Raw genomic sequence first — 25,590 nt, forward strand, 5'->3', positions numbered from 1 at the left:
CTGCCGTTTCCGACGCGAAAAGACGTAATTTTTGCCGTGAGTGATTTCTTTCATCTGAGAGACATCAGCAAGATTTGTTGCGGTTTATGTTCCAATATAACGCATGAAAAAAGCCGAGGCTTAGCGCCTCGGCTTTTTCTTAGTTCATCGGTCGTGCCGTTTTATGAAGTTTCAGTTGGCTTTCTGCTAATTGACGCGGACTCGTTCGATGACCGGATTTCCGTCTTTGTCTTGGGAAATGATGTCGATACGGAAACGTTCCAATTCCGGCTCAAATTCCTGAATCAGTTTTTCGTTTACATTGAGGCCTTTTTGCATGGCTCTGTAAACAAGCGCCGCGAATTCATAGCGGGTCATCATGCGATCGCCGCCGAAGGTGCCGTCCGGATAACCTTCCAGCAATCCCTGTTTCGCGAGTTCTTCGACCGCTTCATAAGCCCAGTGGTTTTTCTCGATGTCCGGGAAGAGTTTCATCTTCATCGGATTGAGTTCCTGTCCCTGACCGACGCCAACGATCGCCTGTCGCAATACTTCGACTTCGGCGCGGAGATCTTTGATCTCTTTCGCCATGGCGATTTTGGAGGTCGTGACGTTGTTGCCCTGACCGAGTTTGACGGAAACGCCCGCGTTCACCATGTTTTCTCCGCCGCCGAACGAACCGCCGACGCTGAACATGGTGTCTTCATTCGGACGATAGTACGCGCCGATAGCGACGGCGTTCGCGCCGCTGTAATTACCGTAGCCGGCCGCGAAGTCCCATTTGTTATCCGGATCAAAGTCCAGCGGATGGAGAGCGGCAAGCGCAGCCGCACCCGCGCCAACTCTATCGATACGGCCGTCCAGTTCACTCACTTTGCCTCCGAGAACGGAGATGTTCTGACTGTTCATTGCCACGCCGTCTCTGACGACATTAAGTTGTTTGACGTTGACCGCGTCATTGTCCGCTTTACCGTCAGCCACGTTCGTGATCTTCTTGCTGTTAGCGTTAATGCCTTTGTCATTGATGTAGGTTTTATCGCCGACTTTATATTCATTGGCCGTGACGCTGTCTACGGAAATATCTTTCTTGAGAGAAACCGTATACTCCGATGCGCCTTCCGTAGCCGGTGTAACTGTGATATTATCTCCGGCTTTGACCATCGTGCGGCTCGCTTCCTGTGTAGCCGCCATGGCTTTTTTCAGCTGCTCTTCGGTAGCTGCTCTACCTTTTGTGGCAAAGTCATCAGCATCAATCGTTGTATTCGTCAGTCCGGTGATTTCACCCTTGTCACCTGTCCCGTCAATGCTTACTTTGCCTACTTTGACTTTGTCATCAAGGCTTACCTTGTAATTAACCGGCTTGCCGTCTTCTGCCGTATTTTCAACTTTGACGCCGGTGTCCTTATCTCCCTCGACCGTGACCTTAGCACCTTCTATTTTTTGGTCGATACTGTTTTCAATCTTGGTCACTCTGCCATCAATGTTCTCAATATTCGTTGTATTGTCGTTGATCTGTTTCTTAGTAGCGTCATTCAGGTCGACCGTGACATCATTTCCTTTGACGGTGACTTTTGTATTTTCTCCGTTTTTGAAGTTGACGACGCTGTCTTTCTTGATGATTCGTTCATCTTTACCGTTGGCTTGAAGTTTCCAGCTGCTGACGTCCGTTGTTCCTGCGGTGATGTTATTGACGGTTTTATTGAGTTCCCAAAGGTCGACATTTCCTTCTTTTCTTGTAATGGTTACGTTTCCGCCGGTGATGTTGGTGACGTTATCTCCGTCTTTAAATTCCGCGCTGGTGAGACCTTTGAGTTTCTTGGACAGTTTGACCGTCATGCCGCCGTTATCGCCGGCTGTTCCTTCCACGCCGATATTGTCATCAGAGAGGTCTTCTGCTTTCGCACCACCTGTAATGTTCAGTTGCTGATTCAGCTTGCGGGTCACGACGGTGTCGTTGTCTCCTTTGAATTTCAGGCCGTCGTCCAAGGTGGCCACTTCATGGTCGTTGCCGTCTTTGTCTTTGTAGATGATACGGGTAGTGGTTTCACCGTCTTTGCCATCTGCACCGGCTTTTCCTTGCCCTACGCGGATTGCAGCGCTCGTCCCGTCTTTACCGGTAAGGCCGATTTTTCCGTCTTTGCCGTCTTCTCCGGCTTTGCCAATGGTGATTTCGTCATTCAGGGAGAGGTCATAAGTCAGCTGTCCGTCGGTGTCTGTTTTCGTGATTTTCAGATTGCCATCGGTGCTGTTTTCTTTTCCGTCTACCATGACTTTAGTCGCTTTGCCGCTGGTGTTGACCATCTTCTTCAAGTCGGTAATGTCGGTCGCGTTCTTATCCGCTTTGGCATTTACTACTTTGAGCTGAGCCACATTGACTGCATCAGTATCTTCCGTACCGGCAGCAAGATTGATAATTTGGCGGGTTTGTTTGAATTTACTACCTTCGCGGTGCCCACCTACAGATACTGCTCCCAAAGTAGATTGCCACGTTTCTGTAGTTTTACCGTCCGCTAAATAACCAGAAATCCCCTTGTCAACATTCGCTACAGAGTAAGAACCAAGAGCGACTCCATCCTCTGCGTTTCCTGATGACATATATCCAATGGTCGTTAGTCCTTTATTAAATGCATGTGCATAAGCACCAAGAGCGGTGGAGTATTCATTTTTTGCACTGCTGTACGCACCAAAAGCCGCGGTATCCGTTTCCATCGCTTCTGCTCCTGCCCCGACCGCCAAAGAATCTATGCCAAGAGCATTTGCATTAGACCCAATGGCAGTGGCATTTTCACCGTTGGCCTGTCCGTAATTACCTAGTACGGTCTGATTGGTGCCGCCGAGACTTTTTGCGTCCAAGCCGATATATATACCAAAACCGGCCTCATTCAAATCGGCAATATAGTCTGTGGCCCCTCCCCCGATAACAATACTTCCATTGGAAGACTCGGCTCCGTTTCCAATAGCAAGTCCATCCTGCTTACCATTATCGACTTTTGCACCATTCCCAATAGCGACAGATCCTTTACCTGTTGAGACCGCATTTTTTCCGATCGCAACGGCGTTTTTACCCGTCGCGCCGTCGTTATTCCAGTTCGTTCCGTCAGGATTTGCGCTGTCATCCGAGTTGACGGAAAAATAATGAATCGCGCCTTTGTCTATTTTGGTATTCAATGCTTTTAGCTGGGCTACGTTCACCGCGTCGGTATTCTCCGTCCCTGCTGCAACATTGATAATCTGTCTAGTAATATTCTTTTCCCCATCTCCAACAGAAACGGCCGCTCTTGTGGATTTCCATGTGGAGGTTTCCTTCGCACCGGCTCCCATCGGGTCATAACCGACTTTGCCCGCTTTACCGTAACTCAAAGATCCCGAAGTGCCTACATGGGATTCACTCCCCAAGGCCACACCACCTTCTATATCTGCGCTGGTATTCGCGCCGAGAGTGACCGCGTCTTTCGCATAAGCTACCGAATGAAATCCGAGAGCCGTGGCGTTAGTATAAAACGCGCTGGCTTGACTTCCGACTGCCGTACCGCCGTCAGAGACCGTATTACCGTCTCCCACCGAGGCGCTGCCCAATGCCGTCGCGTTTTTGCCGTATACTTTGGCTTGCGGTCCTACAGCAGTGCTACTATAGGAGTCGCCATTGTTTTTGAAATATTCGTTACCGGCTTTTGTATAATTCTCTTTCTCCGCGTCAGATAATTTCTCATAAGCTTCTTCTGTAATTTTTTCTCCGGCAACAAAGGCCTTGTTGCCGATAGCAATAGATTCTTTCGCTTCTGCACGCGCCTGATAGCCGAGGGATATCGCCTCCGCAAAAGGAGTTCGTGCTTCTCTGCCGATGCCGATGGAGTTTTCACCGGGTACATCAGAATCCATACCCATGGCAACCGCGTAATTGTGCGCTTTGCTGCCCACCCCAATAGCGACCGATCCCTCACCTGCTTCAATACGGCTCCCCAAAGCAACCGATTGCATGCCGGCTTTCGAATAATTACCGATGACGGCAGCGTTTTCATGCACTTCACTGTTTCCACCGATGACAATGCTGTCCGTATCATAAGCGTGAGAGTCGCTACCAATGGCAACCATATTGCCTTCCCCGTTAAATTGTGTCATTGGATCTGATGTTCCTACAGTGACACCAGAACCGATAGCAACGCTCTTATTTGTGTAGACCTTTGCTTGGTTTCCGACTGCAATGGAATTCTCGCCGAAATAACCCGCTGTCTCTGCTGCATTGCCGATAGCGATAGCATTCTTCTGTAAAGCCGTACTCCTGTAACCAATAGCGACATTGTTTTCCCCCACAGAAGCAGCTTCCGTACCGATAGCAATTTTATTCGGTCCATTAGGGCCTGCAAATGCCTTCCAACCGAGGACAAGATCCCCTTTTGAATGAGCTCGCGACCCGGTCCCGAGAACGGTCGAATATTCTGCCAACGCCGTTGTCTTGAATCCTATACCGATAGCGCCATTCGCGGATCCTTTTGCTTCTGCGCCGATATTGATGAAGTTAGCGGCGGGGTTTGTAGGAGGATTATAGTTCGATTTTAAATCAACGAAGGATGTTAGAAAGTGACCTCTCTGAAAATCCACTGCTTCTATCCTCTTGCTCGTATCCACGGCTACGGTAACATAGTGCGTTTTTCCATCGTCCGTGGGATCCGCGGCATAAACCGTCCCCACCGGAAAAAGCACGTTCCCCAAAAGAACCGCCAGCACGGATGCCGCAAACACGCTGCCTTTGGCCCAGCATGAAGCGCTTTTAGCATGCGAGCTCGCTAACTCTGAAGTGACAACCCAGCAATTTTTGACTTTGCTCCAAATCAACTTGTAAATTTTATTCACGATACCCTCCAAAACAAACGACTCTCTCCTGAATAACCAATTAATAAGTTATACACAATGTCTTTATAATTGTGTTTATTATAAAGCATATTGACTTCCAAATCAAATATATTCCATGCTTCAGCATAGTAAACGGACCTATGCAACCACGCATGCATATGTTTTATTATGGAAATGTAATAATTAAAGCATGCCACACCGGTAAACAAGATATCTTTACGAGAAAGAATTTTTGAATAGCAAAAGTTCATTGCTTTTACAAAAATGGAGAAAATATAATTTATTTCTGCTTTAGGATAAACGGTCCATGAATGTGGGGTGTCGATTAAACTCGCGAAACCAAAGGTACGTATCCGCGCGCAACGGTAAAATCTCGTACTGACGCATGATTTTTTCTTCCACTTCCGCTCACGTGCGCTTTCCATCAGTTTCCAACGCTTTTCCCAACAAGCGAAAGAGCCTTTCGTTGTTGCGTCAATACGCCTTAAAAACACAAATTTCCCTATGCAAAAAGGGCCGTGGCTAAGCACCGCGACCCTTTTCCGTTGGGCGAGGAATCTTTTCGTCACTGTTCGTTATTTCCCTGCCATGAGTTTTTGCATCTGTTGTTTCAAAATTTCGATTTCGTTCCTCATCTCTTTGTTTTCATTCTTGATTTCTCTGTTTTCGTCCTGCATCTGCGCGTTCGCTGTTTTCAGCTCTTGGATTTCGTTCGCCATAACAACTCTGGAAGTCGATACATTGTTGCCCTGTCCGAGTTTGACGGAAACGCCCGCGTTCACCATGTTTTCACCGCCGCCGAAGGAGCCGCCGACGCTGAACATGGTGTCTTCATTCGGACGGTAGTACGCGCCGATGGCGACGGCGTTCGCGCCGCTGTAATTGCCGTAGCCGGCCGCGAAGTCCCATTTGTCATCACGATCAAAGTCGAGCGGATGGAGGGCGGCAAGCGCAGCCGCGCCCGCGCCGACGCGGTCGACACGGTTGCCCAGTTCTCCGATACGACCGCCCATGTCGTAAATGTTATTTTCCAACTTGGTGATGTTGGTCGTATTGGCGTCGACCTGCTTGTCCAAGACGGTCAGGTTCTGACTTGCCGTGTTTTCGGCTTTGATGTAGTTACCGTCTTTTTCAATTCTTGTTTCGTTGTAAACGGTGCCGCCCGTGACGATGCCTTTATTGTCTTTCTCGACCTTACCGTCCGTCTTGACGTTCAGCTTGTATTCGTTGCTGCCGTCTTCTTGCGCTTTAGCTTCTACGGTTACGGTGTCACTGTCCACGATGGTGTTTCGCGTGTCTTTGGTCGCGACGGTTACTTGCTGTTTTTTATCATTGCTGTCCGTAAGGAAAATCGTGGTCGTGTTGTTGTCATTTTCTTTGCCTTCCAGCGTGTAGATGGTATCGGTATTCACTGCGCCCTTAAGATCTTTCAGGTCCACGCTGCCGGTGACTTCATTGTCTTTCGTATCTTTCACGGAAAGTTTCAACGTGCTCCCGTTGAGGGATAGCGCGTTGGTATCCGCTTTCAACGTCGTATCGTCGAAGCTGTCAGTAATATTCTTTGCGGCCGCTTTTAATTGCGCGACGTTGACCGCGTCGGTGTCTTTCGTACCCGCGGCGACGCCCGTGATCTGACGAGTCGCATCCTCATTTCCTACCGAAACGGCCGCCAACTCGCCTTTTACCGTGGCTTTTACACCTTTATCTTCATGAAGATATACGGTTTCCGCATCCGCTTTGCCGCGATCCGCCACGGAATCGCTGCCGAGAGCTACGCCGCTTTCGACGGTGGTGTTGGCGTTATGGCCGATGACGGTGGCGTTCTTAACGTTCGTTTCCGCGTTTTCATCCGCCGAACCGAGAACGATGCTTCCGTCGGCTGCCGTCAGTTTTCTCTTGTCGCCGAGAAGAACCGCGCCGGTCGTGTTTTTCACTTCATTGTCCGAGCCGATCATGGTGACATGAGTGACATTTTCCGCTTTATTTTTGAAACCGTCCACGAGGTTATAGGTGCTTACCTTATCCTTAGTTCCCGTGAGGGTATTATTGACGCCCATAATCTGAGACGCTCTGGTGTAGTCCGCAGTATTACCGCCGCCGACTACCATGGTCGAGCCGCCGGATTCGCTGTCAATGGTTCCTTGACGGAGTTTTTCAATTAACTCGTCCGGCGTAGCCGCGCCGCTGGTAACGCCGTTAGGAACTCCGGAAATGCTCTTGATCGAGTTGGTCACTTTATTTCCCGCGCCAAAAATCAAAGTGCCGTTCGTATTTTCTGTCACGTTAGCGAGACCGACAATGCTGTTGGAAATGCCTGCCGAACCCGTATGTCCTTTGGACTGGATCGTATTCAAAGAGCCGACGACGGTGGAGCCGAAGTTTTGTGATCCATAACGCAAGCTGTTCATTCCGCCTTTCGCCGTGAAGCTGCCGGTGCTGATGGAGTAAGCGCCGATCATCGTGCCGAAAATACCCTTATTAAAGGTATTCGTGCCCACGGTGGTCTGGTTGATGTGGTTGGCTTCCCCATTCGTTCCATCCGTAATATCGGTTCCGCCCATCGTGCCCAAGTAGGTATGCGCGCCGATCTGGATGCTGCCGGTGCGGGCGAAAGAGTAAGCGCCGATAGCCACTCCTGTCGCGGACCGCTGCGGATCATTCAGCGTGCCAAAGCCTAAATATTTTTCCTGTTTTCCGTTACCATTGATGACATTCGATTTTTTGCCGATCGCCACGCCGCCGGACAAGTTCGCGTTCGATGATACTCTGGCTTCGTCACCGATCGCTACGGTGCTTAACGAATCGGCGCTCGCGGCATGACCGATCGCAACAGCGTTCGCCCCCTCCGCGAGGGCATTGTGTCCGATCACTGTGACATCTTCTACTTTGATTTCTTTAACGGTATCGGAAACCCCGAGGACGACGCTGCCGTTAGCTTTCGTTAATTTTCTCTTATCACCGAAAACGAGCGCATTCTTCGTATCGGTGACTTGGTTTTCCGAGCCGATAACAGATACATGACTGATGTTTGTGCCCACATTTTTGAAACCGTTAAGAAGATTGTAATCGCTTGCGGCATTTTCCGCGCCGGTCAGCGTATTATTGACGCCCATCAGCTGGGAGGCCTTGGCATAATTCGCTTTATTTCCCCCGCCGATGGCAAGAACGGCGCCACCGCCATTGGAAGATTTTACCGTATTACGGAGTTTATCCGCCAAATCCTTGGCGGAAGCTCCGCCACCCGTAATCCCGGAAAGTGTACCTATTGAATTTTCAATTTCATTCCCCGCGCCAAAAATCAGCGCGCCATTCGCGTTATTCGTTCTGTTCGCAATGCCCACCACACTGTTGGCGATTCCGGATAACTTGTCTGATGAACCGTCAGATTCGATACTGTTGAGCGAGCCTACAATACTGGCTCCCATATTTTGTATGCCATAGGGCGAGAAACGGCTACCATTGTATTTCCCTGAAATAATCGAATACGTCCCGAGGACGGAGGAAAACGCGCCCTGATTATAGCTGTTCGCGCCGATTGTCGTGGCATTAATGTTGATGTTTTTCGATTTCACTTTTTGCACATCGGAGCCGTCGACGTCTGTATCTCCCAATTTTCCTATGTATTTATGGTCGCCGATCATGGTGCTTCCGGACCGGGCATACGCGTTCTGCCCGATAGCGATGCTGCTCGCCAACTTTGTCACATCTTCCTGATTAAATTTGAAAAGTTTTTCCTGATTTCCCCACAGATTTTCGACAAAGGCGTTCTTGCCTATGGCAACGCTGCCTTCCTGCATGACATAATCATCAATTTGCACATGATCGCCAATCGCAACCGCCCCGTTTTTGCCGTTATTATTCCGTAACGAAATGCCATTGCCGATTTGGACATTCTGGTTGCCCGGTTCGACGAAGGTCGTCACTCCGTCAATCGCCGCGTATGCCACGCCGGGGATGAAACCCAACGCAAGAACCGCCATGACGGCCGCGATGGATTTTCTTTGCCGACTTGCGGCCGCTTTCCCGTGGCCTTTCGCGATTTCAGATGTCACTACCCAAGCGCCCTTTACCTTACTCCACACAAGTTTGTAGATTTTGTTCATGTTTGTCTCCTATACTTTTTTGAATTCTTTCCGAATCACCATTTTGTCCGATAGAAAATGAACCTTCCGAAGGACTTCCAGATATGCTTTCTTGCATACTTTATCGTCTTGGAGTAAGCACTTCCTTTCATAAAGACTTGCGTTTGCTTGGAAATTGTGACTATTTCCGGCAACCTCTTTGCGATCTTAACGCATAATTATGATTCTATATACAAATACTTATCTATATTATAGGTCGATTATACTTATCTATATTATAGGTCGATTACAGATTAATTCCCCCCCTATCTCTATATAAATTTCGCATGTTATATATGATTTTAACGCATTGGTACGTGAGCATGCATTCTAAGCGCTGACAGAATTTGAGGGATCCGCCTTTGTGATAACGGATGCCCGTTTTTGTAGTCGAAAGAATAAAAAAAGAACCTCTTAACAGATTCCTTGTGTTTTATTCTTTATAAAAACAGTTTTCTAAATCTAAAACTTATGGTATTCTAATCACAAATGGTTTTGTCAGATGCCATGGTTGATTCTGCAAAAAATACACGCGGCATTCGCGACAAAAACGGAAAGCGTTACCAGAAAGGGGTGCTACTATGGATGAAAACAACCGAAAGTCGGAACAGGTAAACGAGGAAGTTGATTCTTCAGTAATGGATGATGCCACCGCGAAGGAGACCGAATCGCAGGCGGAACCGGTAGAGGAACGCATCATCGAAAGGACGACGATCATCAAAGAAGTCCCTGTGAACAAAGGTGTAAATCGGGTAGTGTATATCCTGTTAGCTTTTTTCTTCGGTACGATCGGAGTGCATCGTTTTTATGCGGGCCATGCTTTTGCTGGAATATGCTATCTTCTTTGCAGCATCATCGGCTGGAGCCTGACATGGTTCTTAGGAATCGGCTTTATTATATTGGGCATTGAACTGATATTTTGTCTGTATGACATCGTGCGGGCCGCTTTCGCATCCGCAGATGCGAACGGCCAGATCCATGTATAAGCCGACATACCGATTTAATGGGTACGGTTCAGGTGCATGTTTTTCTTTTCTTTAGCTTTTTCAAATGATCAATAACGGAACACGAAAAAGACCGTGAATGTGCGTTCACGGTCTTTTTGTTTCGCGGAATAATCCGCATCCTCTTTGATTAACCTTTTTTCTAAGCTGCGTGTTCTTCAAGCTTCTGTTTGATCGCTTTGAACTTATTCAGATGCACTTCGTGGCTAAAGTTTTCTGTCAATATTTCATACGAGGCATCAAAAAATTTCTTGACATCTTTTTTAGCGCTCATCCCCGCCATCATATAAATGATATAAATGCCCTGTAAAATCGCCTTGGTCACCATCGGATCTCCACCGGAGTAGGAAATAATCTGGCTGAATGCAAGGTATAACTCATCTTCGACAGAATAACTTTGGTAGATTATTTTGGTATCTTCACCTTCTTTGAGAACTATAAATTGATTATCTGTGGCCAAGAGCTTCCCCAGCAACGATGACATTTTATTGATACATGTAATCGCGGTATTGGGATCATTTATCCCGGGGCTCAACGCCATGTTCGCAATTTCGGTAAGTTTGACAATGCCCTGATGATAGTCTTCTTCTTCATTGTTGTACATGTTTATTAAAAACAATGCACTGATTTTTTCTTTCAGCTCTTCCGTTTTTTCAGTATTTAATTCCCCTTGAAAAATTTTTAAATCGCCCAAGGATTCGCCTTCGGCTGCGTATTCACTAATTCTCTTATCGATGACCAGCTCCGCTTTGATCCCTTTAAGCTCTTTTAAAATATCATCCTCATTTATTTTGAACAGATACCCCGAACTCCCTGCTACGATAGGGATCTCGGTTGCTTGTTCATCTTCTTTATAATGTTCCGCCTTTTTTCTGAGTTCTACCTGTTCGTCAATAAGCTTGTCACAGTCAGCATAGACCGCTTCGATAATATTTGAAATTTTAATGTTATCGATAACCTGTTTGGAAAACGTGATAAACCCCATCATTGCAATGATGAGATACGCGATCCCGAAACTTCCGGCAACGACACGTTGATCCGGTCCGAGACCTTGTAAAAGCAAAATACTGATCGCGGAATAAAAGAAGCCGCTGACAAATACACCGTATAAACCGATCACTCCCGTTCTGTCGATAAACGCTTGCAGCATCCGCGGCGATATGCTGCTGCTGTATTTGTTGAGCACAGTAACAATAATGGTAAAACAAAAAATGCTGATGGTTAAAAATACACCCGAGATGTTCGAAAGAAAATCAACAGACACTTCCACCGACAGCAGTAACGACCTCGGGATATAGGATTTCATGAAAGGATATCTGAGATCAAAAAACCAAGTGATTAAAAGAAGTAATAACGTCCAAATGATAAACTTTGACATCTTTAAAAGGTTTTTTTGATTAAAAAACCACATCCTGATTTCAGATACCATATTTTCCTCCTGCATTAAAGCATTTTTTATCATCATTATCTTATCATATCTGCTTACATTTTATCCCGATCTCCTTACGATTAATAGCGGAATACGAAAAGGCCGTGAATGCATTCACGGCCTTTTTTATTTGAGGTCAACATCTCGGCGCAACAGCTCGGCTTTCAATCCCGGTGCCGCTATAAACGACTTCTGAAAACGTTTCTGATATCGATCACTCGGTCGATCACTTCATTAATCAACACGGCATAGTTTTCATGATTATCGAAGTCCAAGCCGCCGATATAATAAATAATTCTTGACGCTTTTTTATCGTCCAATCGTTGCCAATCCATAGCGAAGCCAAGTTCATTTTCGATGGCCTCGGACTCCGCGTGCAATCTGTTGAAAAGTTCCTTATTATCCTTGATACGAACTTCGATCCCGATACAGTTGCTTTTATTGACCAACGTAACGGATATATGCGCATCGCTTGTACCCAACGCGACATTGTACCAATGATCCGTCGTCGCTTTTCGTATATTAAACGGTTTATTCCTTGCCGCCACCATTTCATTAAATTGGGTCCAAAAGTTAAATCGTTCCGATTGCGCCTTGCTTAACTCGCCGTTGTCTCTGCTCACACTCGCCGTTTTAACAAAATCATTCGGCTTTTCGATAATGACAAATTGAGGGGCCGGCAAAGAGTCGCCGATTCTGAACGCGTGAATTTCCATCAGGAAAAAGGAAACGCCTTTCGTCATCTTATTGTTCAGCCATTCGATCGCGCTTCTGTGTTCTTCTCGCGCCTCTTTGACGATCCAAATCACGACATCGGCGTCCAATCCGGAAGCGTAGGTGATGATTTTACCCAGATGATCGTGATTGGTGGCCTCCAACTGATTTTCAATGACCACTGTAATCCCGGTGGTCTCATCTTTCGCCACTAAATCGCAACGATACGCGCCGACAAAGACCTCTTGATTTACATCGGTCAATGTCAAACCGATCTCATTGCTCAGCATTTCCATATTTTCTTCTTTGGCGAGCCATCCCGAGAAATCGTATTGCTCGTGCCTCCACAGTTCCCGGATATCGACTTCTTCCAATTTTCCCAGTTTCAATTTGTTCACGGTCCTTTTTTCCAAGTGTACGAATTATTAAACTTTATGTATAGTATTTGCTCATTGAATCGTGCGTTTAAAATGTTCTATTATTTTGTAACTTTGCTTGATTTCTTCTATCTGCATATATTTTTTCATATAATCAAAATCCACATTCCCTGATTTATTAACAGGTAATAATATTTTTTGCCGATTCATCCTTGATGCATTGAATTTATACCCATAGGCATATTTCTCCTTTTGTTTGAGTATTGCTTGTTTAAGAAACAAGTAAGTGTATTTGTTTCCTTTTTCTTTATCTTTCCAATGAAGACGTTTAACGTCATCAGAAAAAACAGCCTCATAAGGATGATAAAAGTTTTCTACAACAGATCCGTTATAATTTACACCCAATACATTACTATCTAAACTGGAGTTTCTGTTTTTTATGAAGTTAGTGATTCCATTGTTATTATCCGTCGCGCCGATAAATGCTATATTCCCATCTTCTTGGTTTGCTTTTGTAAGTCTTACACCGGATTCTATAGTCACAATATCTTCCAGCCAAAACGCTTTCCACTCTTTTTCATTAAGCGGACTGAATGTAGACTCGCAGGCTACTGTTAACCTATATATATAGGTTAACATTTTTTGAATCTTTTCTTTTTCCAGCCTTCGCATGAATTGACTCATATATTCCCAATGAGGATTTCCATTTTTATCAACAGGGAGAATAAACTTTTCATTCCTAATTCTTTTGTCATTTATTTCCCTATTAAATGAGTACTTTTCTTCCAATCTTTTAATAATAGTTGCCATAAACAAATAAACATATTTGTCTGTTTTATTCAGCGTCAAAGACGTTACATGGTCGCTTGCGATATACTCATATTCATGATAAAAACATGAGCCTACACTCCCACTATTGGCTACAGTAAGGTTGTTTTTAAACTTTCGTATATTCTCTTCATTGCCAATAAATTGATCAATGCCATTACTTAGAGATGTTGAGGATACATACGGATTATTTCCACATATATGATCATCTTTTTTTAACCTTTTACCTCTTTGGATTTTTCGAAATACGTCACTAAAGTTAAATTCTTTCCACTCAACACCTTCAAGTCCCACTAAATCAAAGGAAGCTTCGAGCATCTTTTGCTCATAATAAGATATAACTTTTTGCGCAATATCTTTTTCCTCTTGCTTGATATAATCTTCCATAAATTGCCAGTTGGGATTTCCAGAATTATCTACAGGTAATAATATTTTTGTTCTCTTTAGTCTTGAAAGCGTTGCTCCATTTCCACCCCAATTAAACTTCCGCATTTGTATTTTTAAAAGTGGAATTATAAACATTGCTACTGATTTATTAATGTAGTCGTTTTTTAATATTTGTATATTTTGCCCAGTAAAAAAATCATTGTTTTGATAAAATACCGTTTGTGTGTCTAATCCTATAGTTATAACATTCCCTTTGTTTTTCGAATACATAGAGGATTGATTATCAGTAATGAATGAATTAATTCCGTTTTGTATGTCACTACGAGTTATATATGGCACATCACCTATTTCTGTGTTGAGTTTATTTTTATCAATCCCGCTTTTAGTTGATGAGACCTCAAAAACTCCGTTCACTCCGCCTATAAAAAACTTATCCCACTCAACCTCACTGAGTGACAATCTACTTTGCATCATATTCTTCACCGTCTTCAGCCACCATCAACTCTTGAATGTTTTCTTCATTCTCTTTATCTTCGTCATCATCTTCAAGTCCAAAAAGATATCCCCTGCCATGGGTTATCATATTTACTTCAAAAGTAATATAGTCCGCTATTGTATTTCTAAATTCTTCCTCTGTCGGAATCTCATCATTGAAGTAATAAAAAGAGTGCAACCATTCATCATCAGACTCGATCGTTGTTTCAACGCAAAATTTAGTCTCCGCGTCTACACGGTCAAACCATACATCAAGTAAGTGCTGCTTTTTATCTTTTGCCGATGGGGTTTCCACAAGGCCTCTGTGCTTTGCAACTTCATATCCGTCATCTTCAAAGTTGATAAATTTACATGCCTTGTCCTTATGGTGCGGTATGCCTGCGGTAAAAACAGCAACGCAAGGGTTCGTGCCCACCCCGTAGAAGGTGTTTTTATTTAAAGTGATAACTCCTTCTAATGTATGGTGTTTTAAGATGTTTGACTTCGTTTCTTTTTCATATTTTGTTTTGCCGGTCATTGAAGACTGTGGAACAATAACCGCCACTCTGGCGCCTTCGACAAGAGAATCGAGCAAGTGTTCCGTAAAAGAAATTTCATAAAGGCTCGGATTGTCTTTGGATCCTTGGGAGTACGGAGGATTCATCATGCCCACAGTACAGCCTTTGAGTTGCAATTTTGCCGGATTTTGTTTTAAAAAGTCTTGATTTTCAAGATTGCTTTTGCCATCGCCTCTTAAGATCATGTTGGTTGTAGCAATGGTAAACATATAGGATTGGTCTTCTATGCCGAAAAGCTGATGTTTTCTGATATTATTTTTTTCGAATTCATCGTCTGTTTTTTGCAGCATATCATGCATGGCGGCTATTAAAAATCCTGCCGTTCCGCAGCACGGATCCATCACTTTATCATCCGGTTTTAAGTCAAGCAAGTCGCAAAACAGTTCTGTGATATGTCTGGGCGTTAAAATAATGCCCAGAGATTGGCCATCGCCACCGGAGTAGGACATGAATTCTCCGTAAAATCGTCCTAAATAATCCTCTCCGCTTTGGTGGAATCGAATGGATTGGAATATGCTTTTATATAAAAACTCTGTGTAGTGTCGATTGGGTGTTTTGCCTAAAGTGGTATTGATTTGGTTTATTTTTGTAGTGTCTTTGATAACAGAAAATTGATTTAACAATTTATCTCTTTTAACGTCCGGAGACACATTGGCTCGATTCAAATTATCTCTTATCGCTTCATAAATTTTTTGGCCGTCTGTTTTTTTAGAATCACCTGTTAGCATGTCAATAGAAAAATTTCCATATTCTATTTCTCTAAGCGCAAGTAAAATGCCGGATACAATCAACGGCTTGTCCTTATCTTGGATTGACCCATAATTTCTTAAATCTTCATGTAAGAGCGCCGCATCCTTTAAAATCTCTGTCGTTTCTTTTTCAAAATCTGTATTTTCTTTCAGAATTTCTTTTGTGTAATATTCATAAATATTGTCTTCGTTAAAAGAAATGAAGGTTTCTATTTCGGGAAGTTCATAGTAGTCCATTCTGTCATTTAAAAACAACGGACTTATTCTATGCTTTTTCTCAGTTCCGGAAACGCCAATGGCAATTACTTTTGTATAGGAAGTATTTTTTATCAGATGCTTCCCATAAAACAACGCGCCATTTACCGCATAGTCACAAATAGAAGCAGTATCTTCTGCTAAGATATCTTCATCCGTTCTTTTTTCATGCATCGAAAGAGAGCTTTTATCTTCAATAACGATAATAAAATCTTTAACGACTCCTACGTATTCCGGAAAGCCAACTTTCCCGGTTCCTCGCTTAGATGCCGTTTTAAGAGCGTCATCGATTTCTTTTATGGTAGATCCTTGTGCGTCTAAATTTAATTCAGCTTCTTTTAATAAATCATAGACCCACAAATCTGTGCTTTTTTCTTTTAATTTCATCTCGCATACTCCACTTATGTATTACTGAATAAAACAAAACTTTACAAGTATTTCCAAATCTATCCTTTTCAACTTGCTGTCGCAATACAAATCAAATTGCGTTTTTTGAATATGTAATTTGATTTGATTGTAGTATATCAGTATTCAAAACTTCCTGCATGTCCAGTATCGTCCTTCATATTATGATGTTTGGCGAGTTTTCTGTTTGCTTGTCATATGATCAATAAATGAACACGAAAAAGGCCGTGAATATAAAATTCACGGCCTTTTTTATTTAATGCAAGTACTTTACAACTATTATTCCCATTCGATCGTCGCCGGGGGTTTGCCGGTGATGTCGTAGACGACTCGGTTGATGCCTTCGACTTCATTGACGATGCGGTTGGATACGATGTCAAGGACTTCGTACGGGATGCGGGCCCATTCGGCGGTCATGAAGTCGGTGGTGGTGACGCCGCGCAGCGCGAGCGTGTACGCGTAGGTGCGGCTGTCGCCCATGACGCCGACCGAGCGGTTCGAGGTGAGTACGGCGAAATATTGGTTCACTTTGCGATCCCAGCCTGCATTTTTAATTTCTTCCCGCCAAATGGCGTCGGCGTCCCGCAAGGTGTCGAGTTTTTCTTTGGTGACTTCGCCCATGATGCGGATGCCCAAGCCGGGTCCCGGGAAGGGTTGCCGCCAGACGAGGTAATCGGCGAGGCCGAGTTCTTCACCGAGCGCGCGCACTTCATCTTTGAAGAGGTCGCGCAACGGTTCAATCAGACCTTTGAAGTCGACAACGGCCGGAAGCCCGCCGACGTTGTGATGGCTTTTGATGACGGCGGCGTTGCCGGTGCCGCTTTCCACGACGTCAGGGTAAATGGTGCCCTGCGCGAGGTAATCGACTTGACCGATTTTGCGCCCCTCTTCTTCGAATACGCGGATAAATTCTTCCCCGATGGTTTTGCGTTTTTGTTCCGGATCGGTAATACCTTTTAAGCGCGCGAGGAACCGATCGGCGGCGTTGACGCGGATGAAGTGCATGCCGCTGTCGGCAAAGGCGGCTTCGACTTCGTCGCCTTCATTTTTACGCATCAAGCCGTGATCGACGAAGATGCAGGTAAGTTGCGAGCCGACCGCGCGCGATAAAAGCTGCGCGCAAACAGACGAGTCGACACCGCCCGAAAGAGCGAGCAATACTTTACCGTCGCCTACGGTGGCGCGAATTTCTTGAACGGCCGTCTCGGCGAAATGTTCCATCGTCCAGTCACCGCGGCAACCGCAGACGTCTAAAATGAACGAGCGCAGCATCTGCATGCCCTCTTTGGAATGGTTGACTTCCGGATGGAATTGCACGCCGTACAGTTTACGACGGGTGTCCGCCACCGCCGCGACCGGCGTGTGCGCGGTTTTGCCGATGACTTCGAAGCCGGTGGGCGGCTCTTCCACGTAGTCGCCGTGGCTCATCCACACATCGGTTTCCGCGGAAACGTTGGCGAAAACATCACCGTCCGCCAATTTCTGCACTTTGGCATAGCCGTATTCACGGGTAATCGGCCGTTTGACGTCGCCGCCGAGTTCCCGACACATCCACTGCATGCCGTAGCAAATGCCGAAGATCGGGATGCCCGCCTCAAAAATGCGGGAGTCAAGTCGCGGCGCGCCGTCTTCGTAAACGCTCGCCGGTCCGCCCGTAAAGATAATGCCTTGCGGTTTTTCCGCCAATATCTCGTCCAAGTCGCGCGTATAGGAAACAATTTTCGAATATACGCCGCATTCACGCACGCGGCGCGCAATCAGCTGAGCGTACTGCCCGCCGAAATCAACGATGATAATTCGTTCTGTCGGTACCATATGAATCTCCTCTAATACATAGTTATTTTACTGTTTTATTATAGCATGACGCGCGTCGCGCATACGACTGTCGCGTCAACGGAACGCGGGGTTGCCTTTCGCCTCGTGCAGTCGACGGCGCCTTGTATTGCGCTCGGCGACATCCCGATACCAGGCGATCAGCAACGGTACCGCCCGATACGTTTCGCGCGCGACGCCATGCACGGTGCCGCGGCCTTTTTTATATTGGTACGTTTTCCAGCGAACGAGGTAGCGCTTTCCCAAGTGATCCATCGCGAGCGCCAGTAATGTGTGCCGCCGCAACCGCTCCGGCTCGGTCAAGGCCAACGGCGCGTCCTGATCGGGTAGGTAAATTTCCCAAATAGCCGGATCCGCCCAAGCGGATTGACTGTCACGGTAACCGTCAAAATATTGAAATTCGACGGTCGGACGAAATTCAAGCGGCCCCAAGTTACGATGAAAATCGTATTCACGAATGGCGCGCCGCAAGGGCAGGCGTTCGCAAATTTGCGCCGTATACGCCGCGTCATTGACCGCGCGATGCGCGTCGTCCGCCATCGCCACGCCCATGTACTCGGCCGCGCGCGCCAAGCCGTACTGCTCGTAAGTGTCCAAACAATAGCGGCCGAAAATTTTTTGCGCATCGTACCAAGGTCGGAGCCAAGTCCGCGGCAAATGATGCAGGCGCAGGTTTTCCGCCAGCACCTGCCGATCGGAAGTTCCCCACGAAAGCAGCAACGCGTCGTCGCCGCACCAGCGGTTAAATTCCGTCATGACGGTTTTGAAATCGTCTTCCTCCTGCAGCATCTCCCAGGTAATCCCCGTCAATCGCTTGACGTGCGGATGCATACGGCGCAGAAAACTCGGCTTCACCAAGCGATCGAAGCGATCACTCAAGTCGCCGTCGCCCGTCATGCGAACCGCGCCGATCTCGATGATTTCGCCGGAAAGCGGAAACCCGATCTCGTTTTGCATCGCCAGCTGGTACGGTACGATTTCGTTCCATTCCAAGTCGAAGATAATGCAGTTCATGCGTCGGTCTCGCGTTCAAAGTCCTTGTACAAAAGGCTCGGCTGAATGCCTTCATTATGCTGGTATTTGCCGCTCTTGTACGGCTCGTAGTCGCCTTCGATCAAATGGTAATAAATTTGGCAAAGTTCCACGTTGGGGTAAATTTTGATCGGCTGCACGCAAAACATTTCCAGCGTCCAATACCCCGCGAAACCGACATCGCCGAAGCCCGCGGTCACATGGATAAAAAGCCCCAGACGGCCGACCGACGAACGTCCTTCGAGCATCGGCACAAGCCCTTCCGTGCGGGTGTATTCCGCCGTGCGTCCCAAGTAAAGGCGCTGCGGTTCCAACCACAAACCATCGTCGGGGATCACAATGCGATGGGCGGTATTTTTCTTTTTCATATCGAGCTTCGGTTCATCATAAACGAGCAATTCGTTCGCCAAGCTCAAATTGTAACTGTTCGGGTTCAATTTTCGCGGATCGAACGGATCGATAAAAATATTTTCGCCCAGTCGCCGCTCAATTTCTTTTCCGGATAAGATCACTTTTGCCCCACCTTGCCGCTATACAACTCTTTCATGCGCCAGATTTGCGCCGCCACTTTGTCCGCGCGCCGCGCGCCGACCGGCAAACGCCACCATTCGACCACGCTTTCCGCCCGCGGGCTGTAGCCGCGACAGACGACGTAACGCTTTTTCGCATTCTCGTATTCGCCGTCGATAAAAGGCTGCACATTCACTTCATAGATATAATTCCAGGGAATTAAAATATTGCTGGCCAGCAGCTTCGCCCCTTTGCTGTCCAAGCGCAACAGCTTGGTCGGGAAAAAGTAGCCGTACAGGCAATATAAAAAGGCGATCGCACACGCCGCGACAAAAATTTCACTGCCGCGCACTTTCATGATCTGCCACACCGCGACCGAGACGGCCGTCACAAATGCGAACGCGCCCATTTTCTGCAGATAATCCCGCTTGTCTTCACGAATAAAAACCGGTTTCATGCGCCCACCCTTTCTCCTTTTGATGTCTTTTATTATACCTTTTATCGCCCGCCCCAACAACCGTCCGCGCGCTTTCACGGAAACGCGGATCATGTTATAATTTGGAGATATGAAGGAGTGACAGCATGAACTTTACGCAAGAAATCAACCGTCGCCGCACGTTTGCTATTATTTCGCATCCGGATGCCGGTAAAACGACGCTGACGGAAAAATTATTACTTTACGGCGGCGCGATCCACCTCGCCGGTTCGGTCAAGGCGCGTAAAACGGCGCGGCACGCCGTTTCCGACTGGATGGAAATCGAAAAGCAGCGTGGCATCTCGGTCACGAGTTCCGTTTTGCAATTCGATTACGAAGGACACCGCGTCAATATTTTGGATACGCCGGGTCACCAGGACTTTTCGGAGGACACGTACCGCACATTGATGGCGGCGGACAGCGCCGTCATGCTGATCGACGTGGCGAAAGGCGTCGAAGCGCAGACGGAAAAACTCTTCCGCGTATGCGCTGATCGCGGCATTCCGATTTTTACTTTTGTCAATAAAATCGACCACTTCGGACGCAATCCGTACGACCTGATGTCCGAGCTCGAATCCATGCTCGGTATTCGCGCCTGCCCCATGAATTGGCCGGTCGGCATCAACGGTAAATACCAGGGCATCTATGAACGCGAAACGGATACCGTGCACGTGTTTGAACGCTCGGGCGATCATGGTCAGAACAAACTCGCCGTAACCAGCGGCAAGCGCACTGATCCTGAAATTCAAGCGTTGCTCAGCGAGGACGTGCTCGCTCAGCTGGAAGAAGATATCGAGCTTTTAGACGTCGCGGGAGATCCGTTCGACGCGGAAAAAATCGCGCGCGGCAAGCTGACCCCGCTCTACTTCGGCAGCGCGATGACGAATTTCGGCGTGCAGCCGTTTCTTGAAAGCTTTTTGAAAATGGCCCCCGCGCCGGCGCCGCGTCGGGCGCTGGAGGAAACCGTCTCACCGCAAAGCGAGGACTTCTCCGCTTTCGTCTTCAAAATCCAGGCGAACATGGACCCGAAACATCACGATCGCATCGTCTTCATGCGTATTTGCTCGGGACAGTTTGAAAAAGGCATGAGCGTCTTGCATCGCCAATCGGGCAAAACGATCCGACTCACCCAGCCGCAACAATTTTTGGCGACGGAGCGCACCATTATCGAATCCGCCTATCCCGGCGATATCATCGGCGTATTTGATCCGGGCACGATGGGCGTCGGCGATACCTTGTGCGATCCGAAACACGTCGTCACCTTCGCCGATTTTCCGGTATTTCCGCCGGAACTTTTCGCGCGCGTCGCACCGAAAGACAGCCTGAAGCGTAAACAATTCTTAAAGGGAATGCGCCAACTGGCGCAGGAAGGCGCGATTCAAATTTACACGCAGGGCGAAGGCCGCGAATCCTTTATCATCGGCGCCGTCGGTCAATTGCAATGGGACGTACTGCAGTATCGTCTGCAAAACGAATACAACGTCACGGTGGAGCTGATTCCTCTCCCCTACAGCGTCGCGCGTTGGGCGCTGAACGCTACGCCGGAAGACCTCACCGGGCTCGGCACGTCGATGATCGTCTACGACAGCAAACAACGTCCGGTCATTTTGCTCGCCAATGAATGGCAGACGAATTGGCTCACCGAACGCAATCCGGGCGTGACTTTTGTAGCGTCGCCCCCGATCGTCACTGTGGATCAGGAAGAAAAATAAAAAAGAGTCGCTTGACTCTTTTTTTTATTGCGCCCCTTTTCCCGCGGGAAACCGCCGTGTGTTTTCAACAAAAAATCCGTAAACCGAAGTTTACGGATTTTTGATTTGGTGGAGATAAGCGGGATCGAACCGCTGACCTCTTGAATGCCATTCAAGCGCTCTCCCAGCTGAGCTATACCCCCATGTGTAACGCTCATAGTATACAGAAATCATGTCTTTTTGTCAAGATTGCATGACAAAGTAAAACCCCGCGGTAGGACGGCCGCGGGGAAAAGGGTGGTGGACCACCAGGGGTTCGAACCCTGGACACCCTGATTAAGAGTCAGGTGCTCTGCCAGCTGAGCTAGTGGTCCATGACAAAGTATATTATATTACGCAGGGCGCCTTTTGTAAAGAAATAATTTAGCACTACGCGCCGATTTTCCATGCGAAAATTTACTCCGATCGGCGCGTTTTTCTGCCGAACCATGTCTCCCTATTTGGATTTTATTTTACGGTCAACATATATTCGTCGGTCAAAAGACGGACAATAAAAAACACCTCCGCGTTGGCAAAGGTGCTTTTTTCGCATGGTGTCCCAGGAGGGATTCGAACCCCCGGCCCACGGCTTAGAAGGCCGTTGCTCTATCCAACTGAGCTACTGGGACGAATGGTCGGAGCAGCAGGATTTGAACCTGCGACCCCCTGATCCCAAATCAGGTGCGCTACCAAACTGCGCTATGCCCCGAGCCTACGGTATAACAGGGTAATTTTATCAGTTTTGGCAAGACGTGTCAATTCTGCGCTTTCTGCACACGCTTGCCGCGGAACATGTATAAAACCGCGCCGAAACATAGCCAGCCGAATAAAATCAACCACTCGACCCAAGTCAGCGCGGCGGGACTGCCCGGCACGACCAGCAGCGCAATCACGGCGCCGCCGGCGAGAACGCCCGCGCCGATGCCGACTTTTCCGCCCGGTACTTTGTACGGCCGCGGCAAATCCGGCTCGAGGTCACGCAAACGGTAGCAGGCCATCGTCACCATGGTGCACGGCACAATAAAGGCCAGGGCCGCGACTTCTGTGAGTGGCAGCAGCATGCTGTAACCCAAAAACGGTCCGATGACGGTCAATACCGCGAGTAAAATATTAGCCGCTTTCGGCGTGCCCGATTTCGGATCGACATGGGCGAAGACGGCGGGCAGTTGTCCTTTGCGTCCCATCGCCAGCATGATGCGGGCCGTCGCCGAGAAAAGCGAATTCATCGGTCCCAGCGGTCCGATCGTCGCAATCGTGAGCATGACCACATACAGATAAAAGTGGATGGATTGTAAGCTGGAAAGCGCCGGAATCGGCATTTTGACAAATTCCGTCCACGGCAAGATCGTGCTGAAGGCATAAATGCAAACGAGGTAAAATACGCAGGAAGCCAACAGCGCCCAACTGATGACGCGACCGAATTGGTGCCAGTCGAGATCTTCATGCGCTTCTTCCGCCTGGTCGGGAATCGTATCCAGGCCGGTGTAGAAAAACGGCGTCAATACGAGCACCGCGGCGAGGCCCGTCCAAAAATTCGTTCCGTTCGTCGCCGACGCGGGACCGGTCACGACTTCAAACCACGGCAAAAAGTTTTGCGGACTGCCTTTAAAGAAGGAGACCGCCATCGCCACGCACATGCCGAAGAGCAGTGTGCGCGTTAAAAGGGTCTGCAGACGCGCCATTTGCAGTGAGCCGCGAAAGTTTTGCCAGATGACGTAGCCGGAAAACAGCAAGGCGATCAACACCGGATACAGATAGACGTCCGACCCCATGATCGTATACAGCTTATATGCGCGTAAAACCGGGAAAATTTCGGCGACAAGTTGCGTTATGATCGTCGCCACGGCCAATGATTCCCAAGGGCATAAAACGCCGTCTCCGAACGCGAGCAACCAACCGGCGACAAAGGACGCCTTGCTGCCGAACGCGCGTTCAATGTATTCGACAATACCGCCTGAGATAGGAATGGCGGAGGTAAGTTCCCCAAATACCGCCGCGATCGGCAAAAGCGTCAGCGCGCCCAGCAAAAAGGCCAACATAGCCGCCAGCGGGCCGCCGCCGACAATGACCCAATCGCCTACCATCAAAATCCAGCCGGTGCCGACAATCGCGCCGAAGCCGATATTAAAATAATGCGAAACGGTCAGTGTCTTTTTTACATGTCCTGTTTCCGCTGGTTTCATTGTTTCCTCCTGCGGGCATGCGCCAGCTGTTCCGGCATATCGTTGCCCAAATAAATTTCCGCAATAATCCAAGCGACAAAATCATCCACCGGTTCCGGCGGCGTCTGCCATGATGTCGGAATCAGTTTGCGCCAACCTTGCCGCGGAGTGCACCGCCAGTAACGGATTTTTCCCATTTCCGTAGTATAGCTTTCATCGACTGTCGTGTAGCCGACCTCATGCTCCCGCGCCAACCGCTCTAAAAAACGTCCGATTTCTTTACTGCGCGTGCCGTTGCCGCTGACGATTTGCGTGATCGGATACTGCTGAAAAACGGTTTGGCAAAACGGCACCAAATCGTTTGTCGGAACAATTTCTTTATGAATCAGTTCAGCGTCTTCACGGACAACCGCTGTTCCCGTTTTCGCCGAACCTGGATCAATGGCTAAAATCATACTTCCTCTTTTTCCCCACAAAAATCCCCGCCGGAGCGGGGATGAATTATTTATTTCGCAGTAACGATAATATCGATTCGCACAGGCCCTTCCGTATAAATATCCTGTTTGGCCACGGCGCGGAGATTGACGTCGCCTCCCTTCGCCGCGATTTCCTGAATGGTATTGAACAACTGCAATCCGTCCACCTGCCCGACATTGCCCGTCAGCGGATCCGGCAAGACGCCTTTTTGCGTCGCGTGCTGATTGACATCCTGCAGAAATTGCAACACGCTCATCTCGATATTGCCGCGACCGCTGTAGGCGGAAAGATCCGTCGCATACACCGTTTCGCCCTGCCGATACAGCAACAGATCATCATGGATGACAAAGTCGACCCAGGCGGGTTCGCCATAGATGATGTTGCCCGCCGCCACCACGCGAACCAGTTTTTTCTGCGCGGAATTTTGTAACTCCGCCGATGCTTTCTCCAATGTTGCCGGCAGCACGCGAATAAGCGTGGTGTCTTCCTGCGTATTAAGCTGTTTTTGCAGCAGCCGATTCGTATCATTCAACACATTCGCCAAGACCTGCCGCGCCTGATCGGCGTTCAAGTGGCTTTCGACAACGGCGCTGGAAAGTATCTGACCGACGCGGAAGATGACTTGCCCTTCCCGCAGGCTGACGATATTGGTGCGTAAACGTTCCGCTTCCGCATCGAGTTTCTGAATGTTTTCGGTCAGTTCGCCGCGCATCGTTTCCAATTGGGCGATTTCTTCGGCGGAGGCGTGCACATCGTCCTGCGCTTTACGATACGCATCTTCCACCACTTGCAGTTGCGCGCGCATGTAGCTTTCCTGCTCCTGCGCCAGCGCCAGTTGCGTATTCGTTTCGCGCACGCGTTCGGTCATGCGATTGTATTCCGTGGTTTGTTCCGCCAATTGCGCTTTACTGCGTTCCAATTCAGCATTCTTTTGCTGCACTTCGCTGCCCAAACGGCTCAGTTCGCCCTGCAACTGTTCCATACCGAAAAGCGCCGTCCGAACGTTCTCGGAAAGAGCGCTGAGAACGCCGATCGTCATCAAGGCGATCATGATGCCCGTGAGCACCGTAACGAGAATCGACGTGTACTTCGGTCGCATGCCGAAGAGCGAAATTCGTTTTTTGCCGACCTTGCTGCCAATTTTGTCGCCCAAGAAAGCGATCAAACCGCCCATTACGGCCAGCACGCAAAAAATTAAAATGCCGATTTCCATACCTGCT

At 47.9% G+C, this 25,590-nt stretch carries 15 protein-coding genes and 4 tRNA genes; 2 read left to right on the forward strand and 17 right to left on the reverse strand.

Annotated elements, in window-relative coordinates; all coding sequences use genetic code 11:
* Positions 1-186: 186 nt before the first annotated feature.
* Positions 187-4,830, reverse strand: a complete 4,644-nt coding sequence (locus KIB08_RS04350; RefSeq protein WP_303990089.1) for an ESPR-type extended signal peptide-containing protein — start codon at positions 4,828-4,830, stop codon at positions 187-189.
* A 575-nt stretch (positions 4,831-5,405) separates the two neighbouring features.
* Positions 5,406-8,933: an ESPR-type extended signal peptide-containing protein gene (locus KIB08_RS04355; RefSeq protein WP_303990092.1), complete on the reverse strand. Its 3,528-nt coding sequence runs from the start codon at positions 8,931-8,933 to the stop codon at positions 5,406-5,408.
* Between the two features lie 599 nt (positions 8,934-9,532).
* On the opposite strand from KIB08_RS04355, the gene KIB08_RS04360 reads away from it, so the two are divergent.
* Positions 9,533-9,937, forward strand: a complete 405-nt coding sequence (locus KIB08_RS04360) for a TM2 domain-containing protein (protein WP_303990095.1) — start codon at positions 9,533-9,535, stop codon at positions 9,935-9,937.
* A gap of 160 nt (positions 9,938-10,097) precedes the next feature.
* Here KIB08_RS04360 and KIB08_RS04365 read toward each other — a convergent pair whose 3' ends face one another.
* The 8 genes from KIB08_RS04365 to KIB08_RS04400 form a co-directional block, all read right to left on the reverse strand.
* Positions 10,098-11,384, reverse strand: a complete 1,287-nt coding sequence (locus KIB08_RS04365) for a DUF2254 domain-containing protein (RefSeq protein WP_303990098.1) — start codon at positions 11,382-11,384, stop codon at positions 10,098-10,100.
* 179 nt (positions 11,385-11,563) lie between these two features.
* A complete protein-coding gene (locus tag KIB08_RS04370; RefSeq protein ID WP_303990101.1) occupies positions 11,564-12,496 on the reverse strand; it encodes a DUF4268 domain-containing protein in 933 nt (310 codons plus the stop codon).
* 51 nt (positions 12,497-12,547) lie between these two features.
* Positions 12,548-14,164 (reverse strand): restriction endonuclease subunit S, encoded by a 1,617-nt coding sequence (locus KIB08_RS04375; RefSeq protein ID WP_303990105.1) that lies wholly within the window; start codon positions 14,162-14,164, stop codon positions 12,548-12,550.
* The gene (locus KIB08_RS04380) at positions 14,151-16,133 is read right to left on the reverse strand and encodes an HsdM family class I SAM-dependent methyltransferase (protein WP_303990108.1); all 1,983 of its coding nucleotides are present in this window, start codon (positions 16,131-16,133) and stop codon (positions 14,151-14,153) included. The genes KIB08_RS04375 and KIB08_RS04380 overlap by 14 nt, the downstream gene beginning before the upstream one ends.
* A gap of 297 nt (positions 16,134-16,430) precedes the next feature.
* Positions 16,431-17,966, reverse strand: coding sequence for a glutamine-hydrolyzing GMP synthase (guaA, locus tag KIB08_RS04385; RefSeq protein WP_303990111.1), 1,536 nt, complete (start codon positions 17,964-17,966; stop codon positions 16,431-16,433).
* Positions 17,967-18,041: 75 nt separating this feature from the next.
* On the reverse strand, positions 18,042-18,998 hold the full coding sequence (locus KIB08_RS04390) for a 3'-5' exonuclease (protein ID WP_303990113.1): 957 nt from the start codon (positions 18,996-18,998) through the stop codon (positions 18,042-18,044).
* The gene (gene dcd, locus KIB08_RS04395) at positions 18,995-19,528 is read right to left on the reverse strand and encodes a dCTP deaminase (RefSeq protein ID WP_303990115.1); all 534 of its coding nucleotides are present in this window, start codon (positions 19,526-19,528) and stop codon (positions 18,995-18,997) included. Before dcd ends, KIB08_RS04390 begins: the two co-directional genes overlap by 4 nt.
* On the reverse strand, positions 19,525-19,983 hold the full coding sequence (locus KIB08_RS04400; RefSeq protein ID WP_273261798.1) for a hypothetical protein: 459 nt from the start codon (positions 19,981-19,983) through the stop codon (positions 19,525-19,527). Before KIB08_RS04400 ends, dcd begins: the two co-directional genes overlap by 4 nt.
* 125 nt (positions 19,984-20,108) lie before the next feature.
* On the opposite strand from KIB08_RS04400, the gene KIB08_RS04405 reads away from it, so the two are divergent.
* Positions 20,109-21,713: a peptide chain release factor 3 gene (locus tag KIB08_RS04405; protein WP_303990122.1), complete on the forward strand. Its 1,605-nt coding sequence runs from the start codon at positions 20,109-20,111 to the stop codon at positions 21,711-21,713.
* A 106-nt stretch (positions 21,714-21,819) separates the two neighbouring features.
* On the opposite strand, the gene KIB08_RS04410 is transcribed toward KIB08_RS04405, so the two are convergent.
* The 7 genes from KIB08_RS04410 to KIB08_RS04440 form a co-directional block, all read right to left on the reverse strand.
* A tRNA-Ala gene (locus KIB08_RS04410) sits at positions 21,820-21,895 on the reverse strand.
* 95 nt (positions 21,896-21,990) lie between these two features.
* Positions 21,991-22,066 (reverse strand) — tRNA-Lys (locus KIB08_RS04415).
* A gap of 217 nt (positions 22,067-22,283) precedes the next feature.
* Positions 22,284-22,360 (reverse strand) — tRNA-Arg (locus KIB08_RS04420).
* A gap of 3 nt (positions 22,361-22,363) precedes the next feature.
* Positions 22,364-22,440, reverse strand: a tRNA-Pro gene (locus KIB08_RS04425).
* 46 nt (positions 22,441-22,486) lie between these two features.
* Positions 22,487-23,914 carry an APC family permease gene (locus tag KIB08_RS04430; protein WP_303990123.1) on the reverse strand — a complete coding sequence of 476 codons (1,428 nt, stop codon included), beginning with the start codon at positions 23,912-23,914 and terminating at the stop codon, positions 22,487-22,489.
* Positions 23,911-24,348, reverse strand: coding sequence for a hypothetical protein (locus KIB08_RS04435; RefSeq protein ID WP_303990126.1), 438 nt, complete (start codon positions 24,346-24,348; stop codon positions 23,911-23,913). The genes KIB08_RS04430 and KIB08_RS04435 overlap by 4 nt, the downstream gene beginning before the upstream one ends.
* A 50-nt stretch (positions 24,349-24,398) precedes the next feature.
* Complete coding sequence (locus KIB08_RS04440; RefSeq protein WP_303990128.1) at positions 24,399-25,583, reverse strand: DUF3084 domain-containing protein; 1,185 nt, start codon at positions 25,581-25,583, stop codon at positions 24,399-24,401.
* Positions 25,584-25,590: the final 7 nt, after the last annotated feature.

The organism is Negativicoccus succinicivorans, assembly GCF_018372215.1.
GTDB lineage: Bacteria > Bacillota > Negativicutes > Veillonellales > Negativicoccaceae > Negativicoccus.

What these genes read in the sequence shown, in the direction of transcription:
- KIB08_RS04365 (WP_303990098.1), bottom strand. Translation starts at nt 11,384, where the DNA reads ATGGTATCTGAAATCAGGATGTGGTTTTTTAATCAAAAAAACCTTTTA.
- KIB08_RS04430 (WP_303990123.1), bottom strand. Translation starts at nt 23,914, where the DNA reads ATGAAACCAGCGGAAACAGGACATGTAAAAAAGACACTGACCGTTTCG.
- KIB08_RS04355 (WP_303990092.1), bottom strand. Translation starts at nt 8,933, where the DNA reads ATGAACAAAATCTACAAACTTGTGTGGAGTAAGGTAAAGGGCGCTTGG.
- KIB08_RS04400 (WP_273261798.1), bottom strand. Translation starts at nt 19,983, where the DNA reads ATGAAACCGGTTTTTATTCGTGAAGACAAGCGGGATTATCTGCAGAAA.
- KIB08_RS04360 (WP_303990095.1), top strand. Translation starts at nt 9,533, where the DNA reads ATGGATGAAAACAACCGAAAGTCGGAACAGGTAAACGAGGAAGTTGAT.
- guaA (WP_303990111.1), bottom strand. Translation starts at nt 17,966, where the DNA reads ATGGTACCGACAGAACGAATTATCATCGTTGATTTCGGCGGGCAGTAC.
- KIB08_RS04405 (WP_303990122.1), top strand. Translation starts at nt 20,109, where the DNA reads ATGAACTTTACGCAAGAAATCAACCGTCGCCGCACGTTTGCTATTATT.
- KIB08_RS04440 (WP_303990128.1), bottom strand. Translation starts at nt 25,583, where the DNA reads ATGGAAATCGGCATTTTAATTTTTTGCGTGCTGGCCGTAATGGGCGGT.
- KIB08_RS04435 (WP_303990126.1), bottom strand. Translation starts at nt 24,348, where the DNA reads ATGATTTTAGCCATTGATCCAGGTTCGGCGAAAACGGGAACAGCGGTT.
- KIB08_RS04375 (WP_303990105.1), bottom strand. Translation starts at nt 14,164, where the DNA reads ATGATGCAAAGTAGATTGTCACTCAGTGAGGTTGAGTGGGATAAGTTT.
- KIB08_RS04390 (WP_303990113.1), bottom strand. Translation starts at nt 18,998, where the DNA reads ATGAACTGCATTATCTTCGACTTGGAATGGAACGAAATCGTACCGTAC.
- KIB08_RS04380 (WP_303990108.1), bottom strand. Translation starts at nt 16,133, where the DNA reads ATGAAATTAAAAGAAAAAAGCACAGATTTGTGGGTCTATGATTTATTA.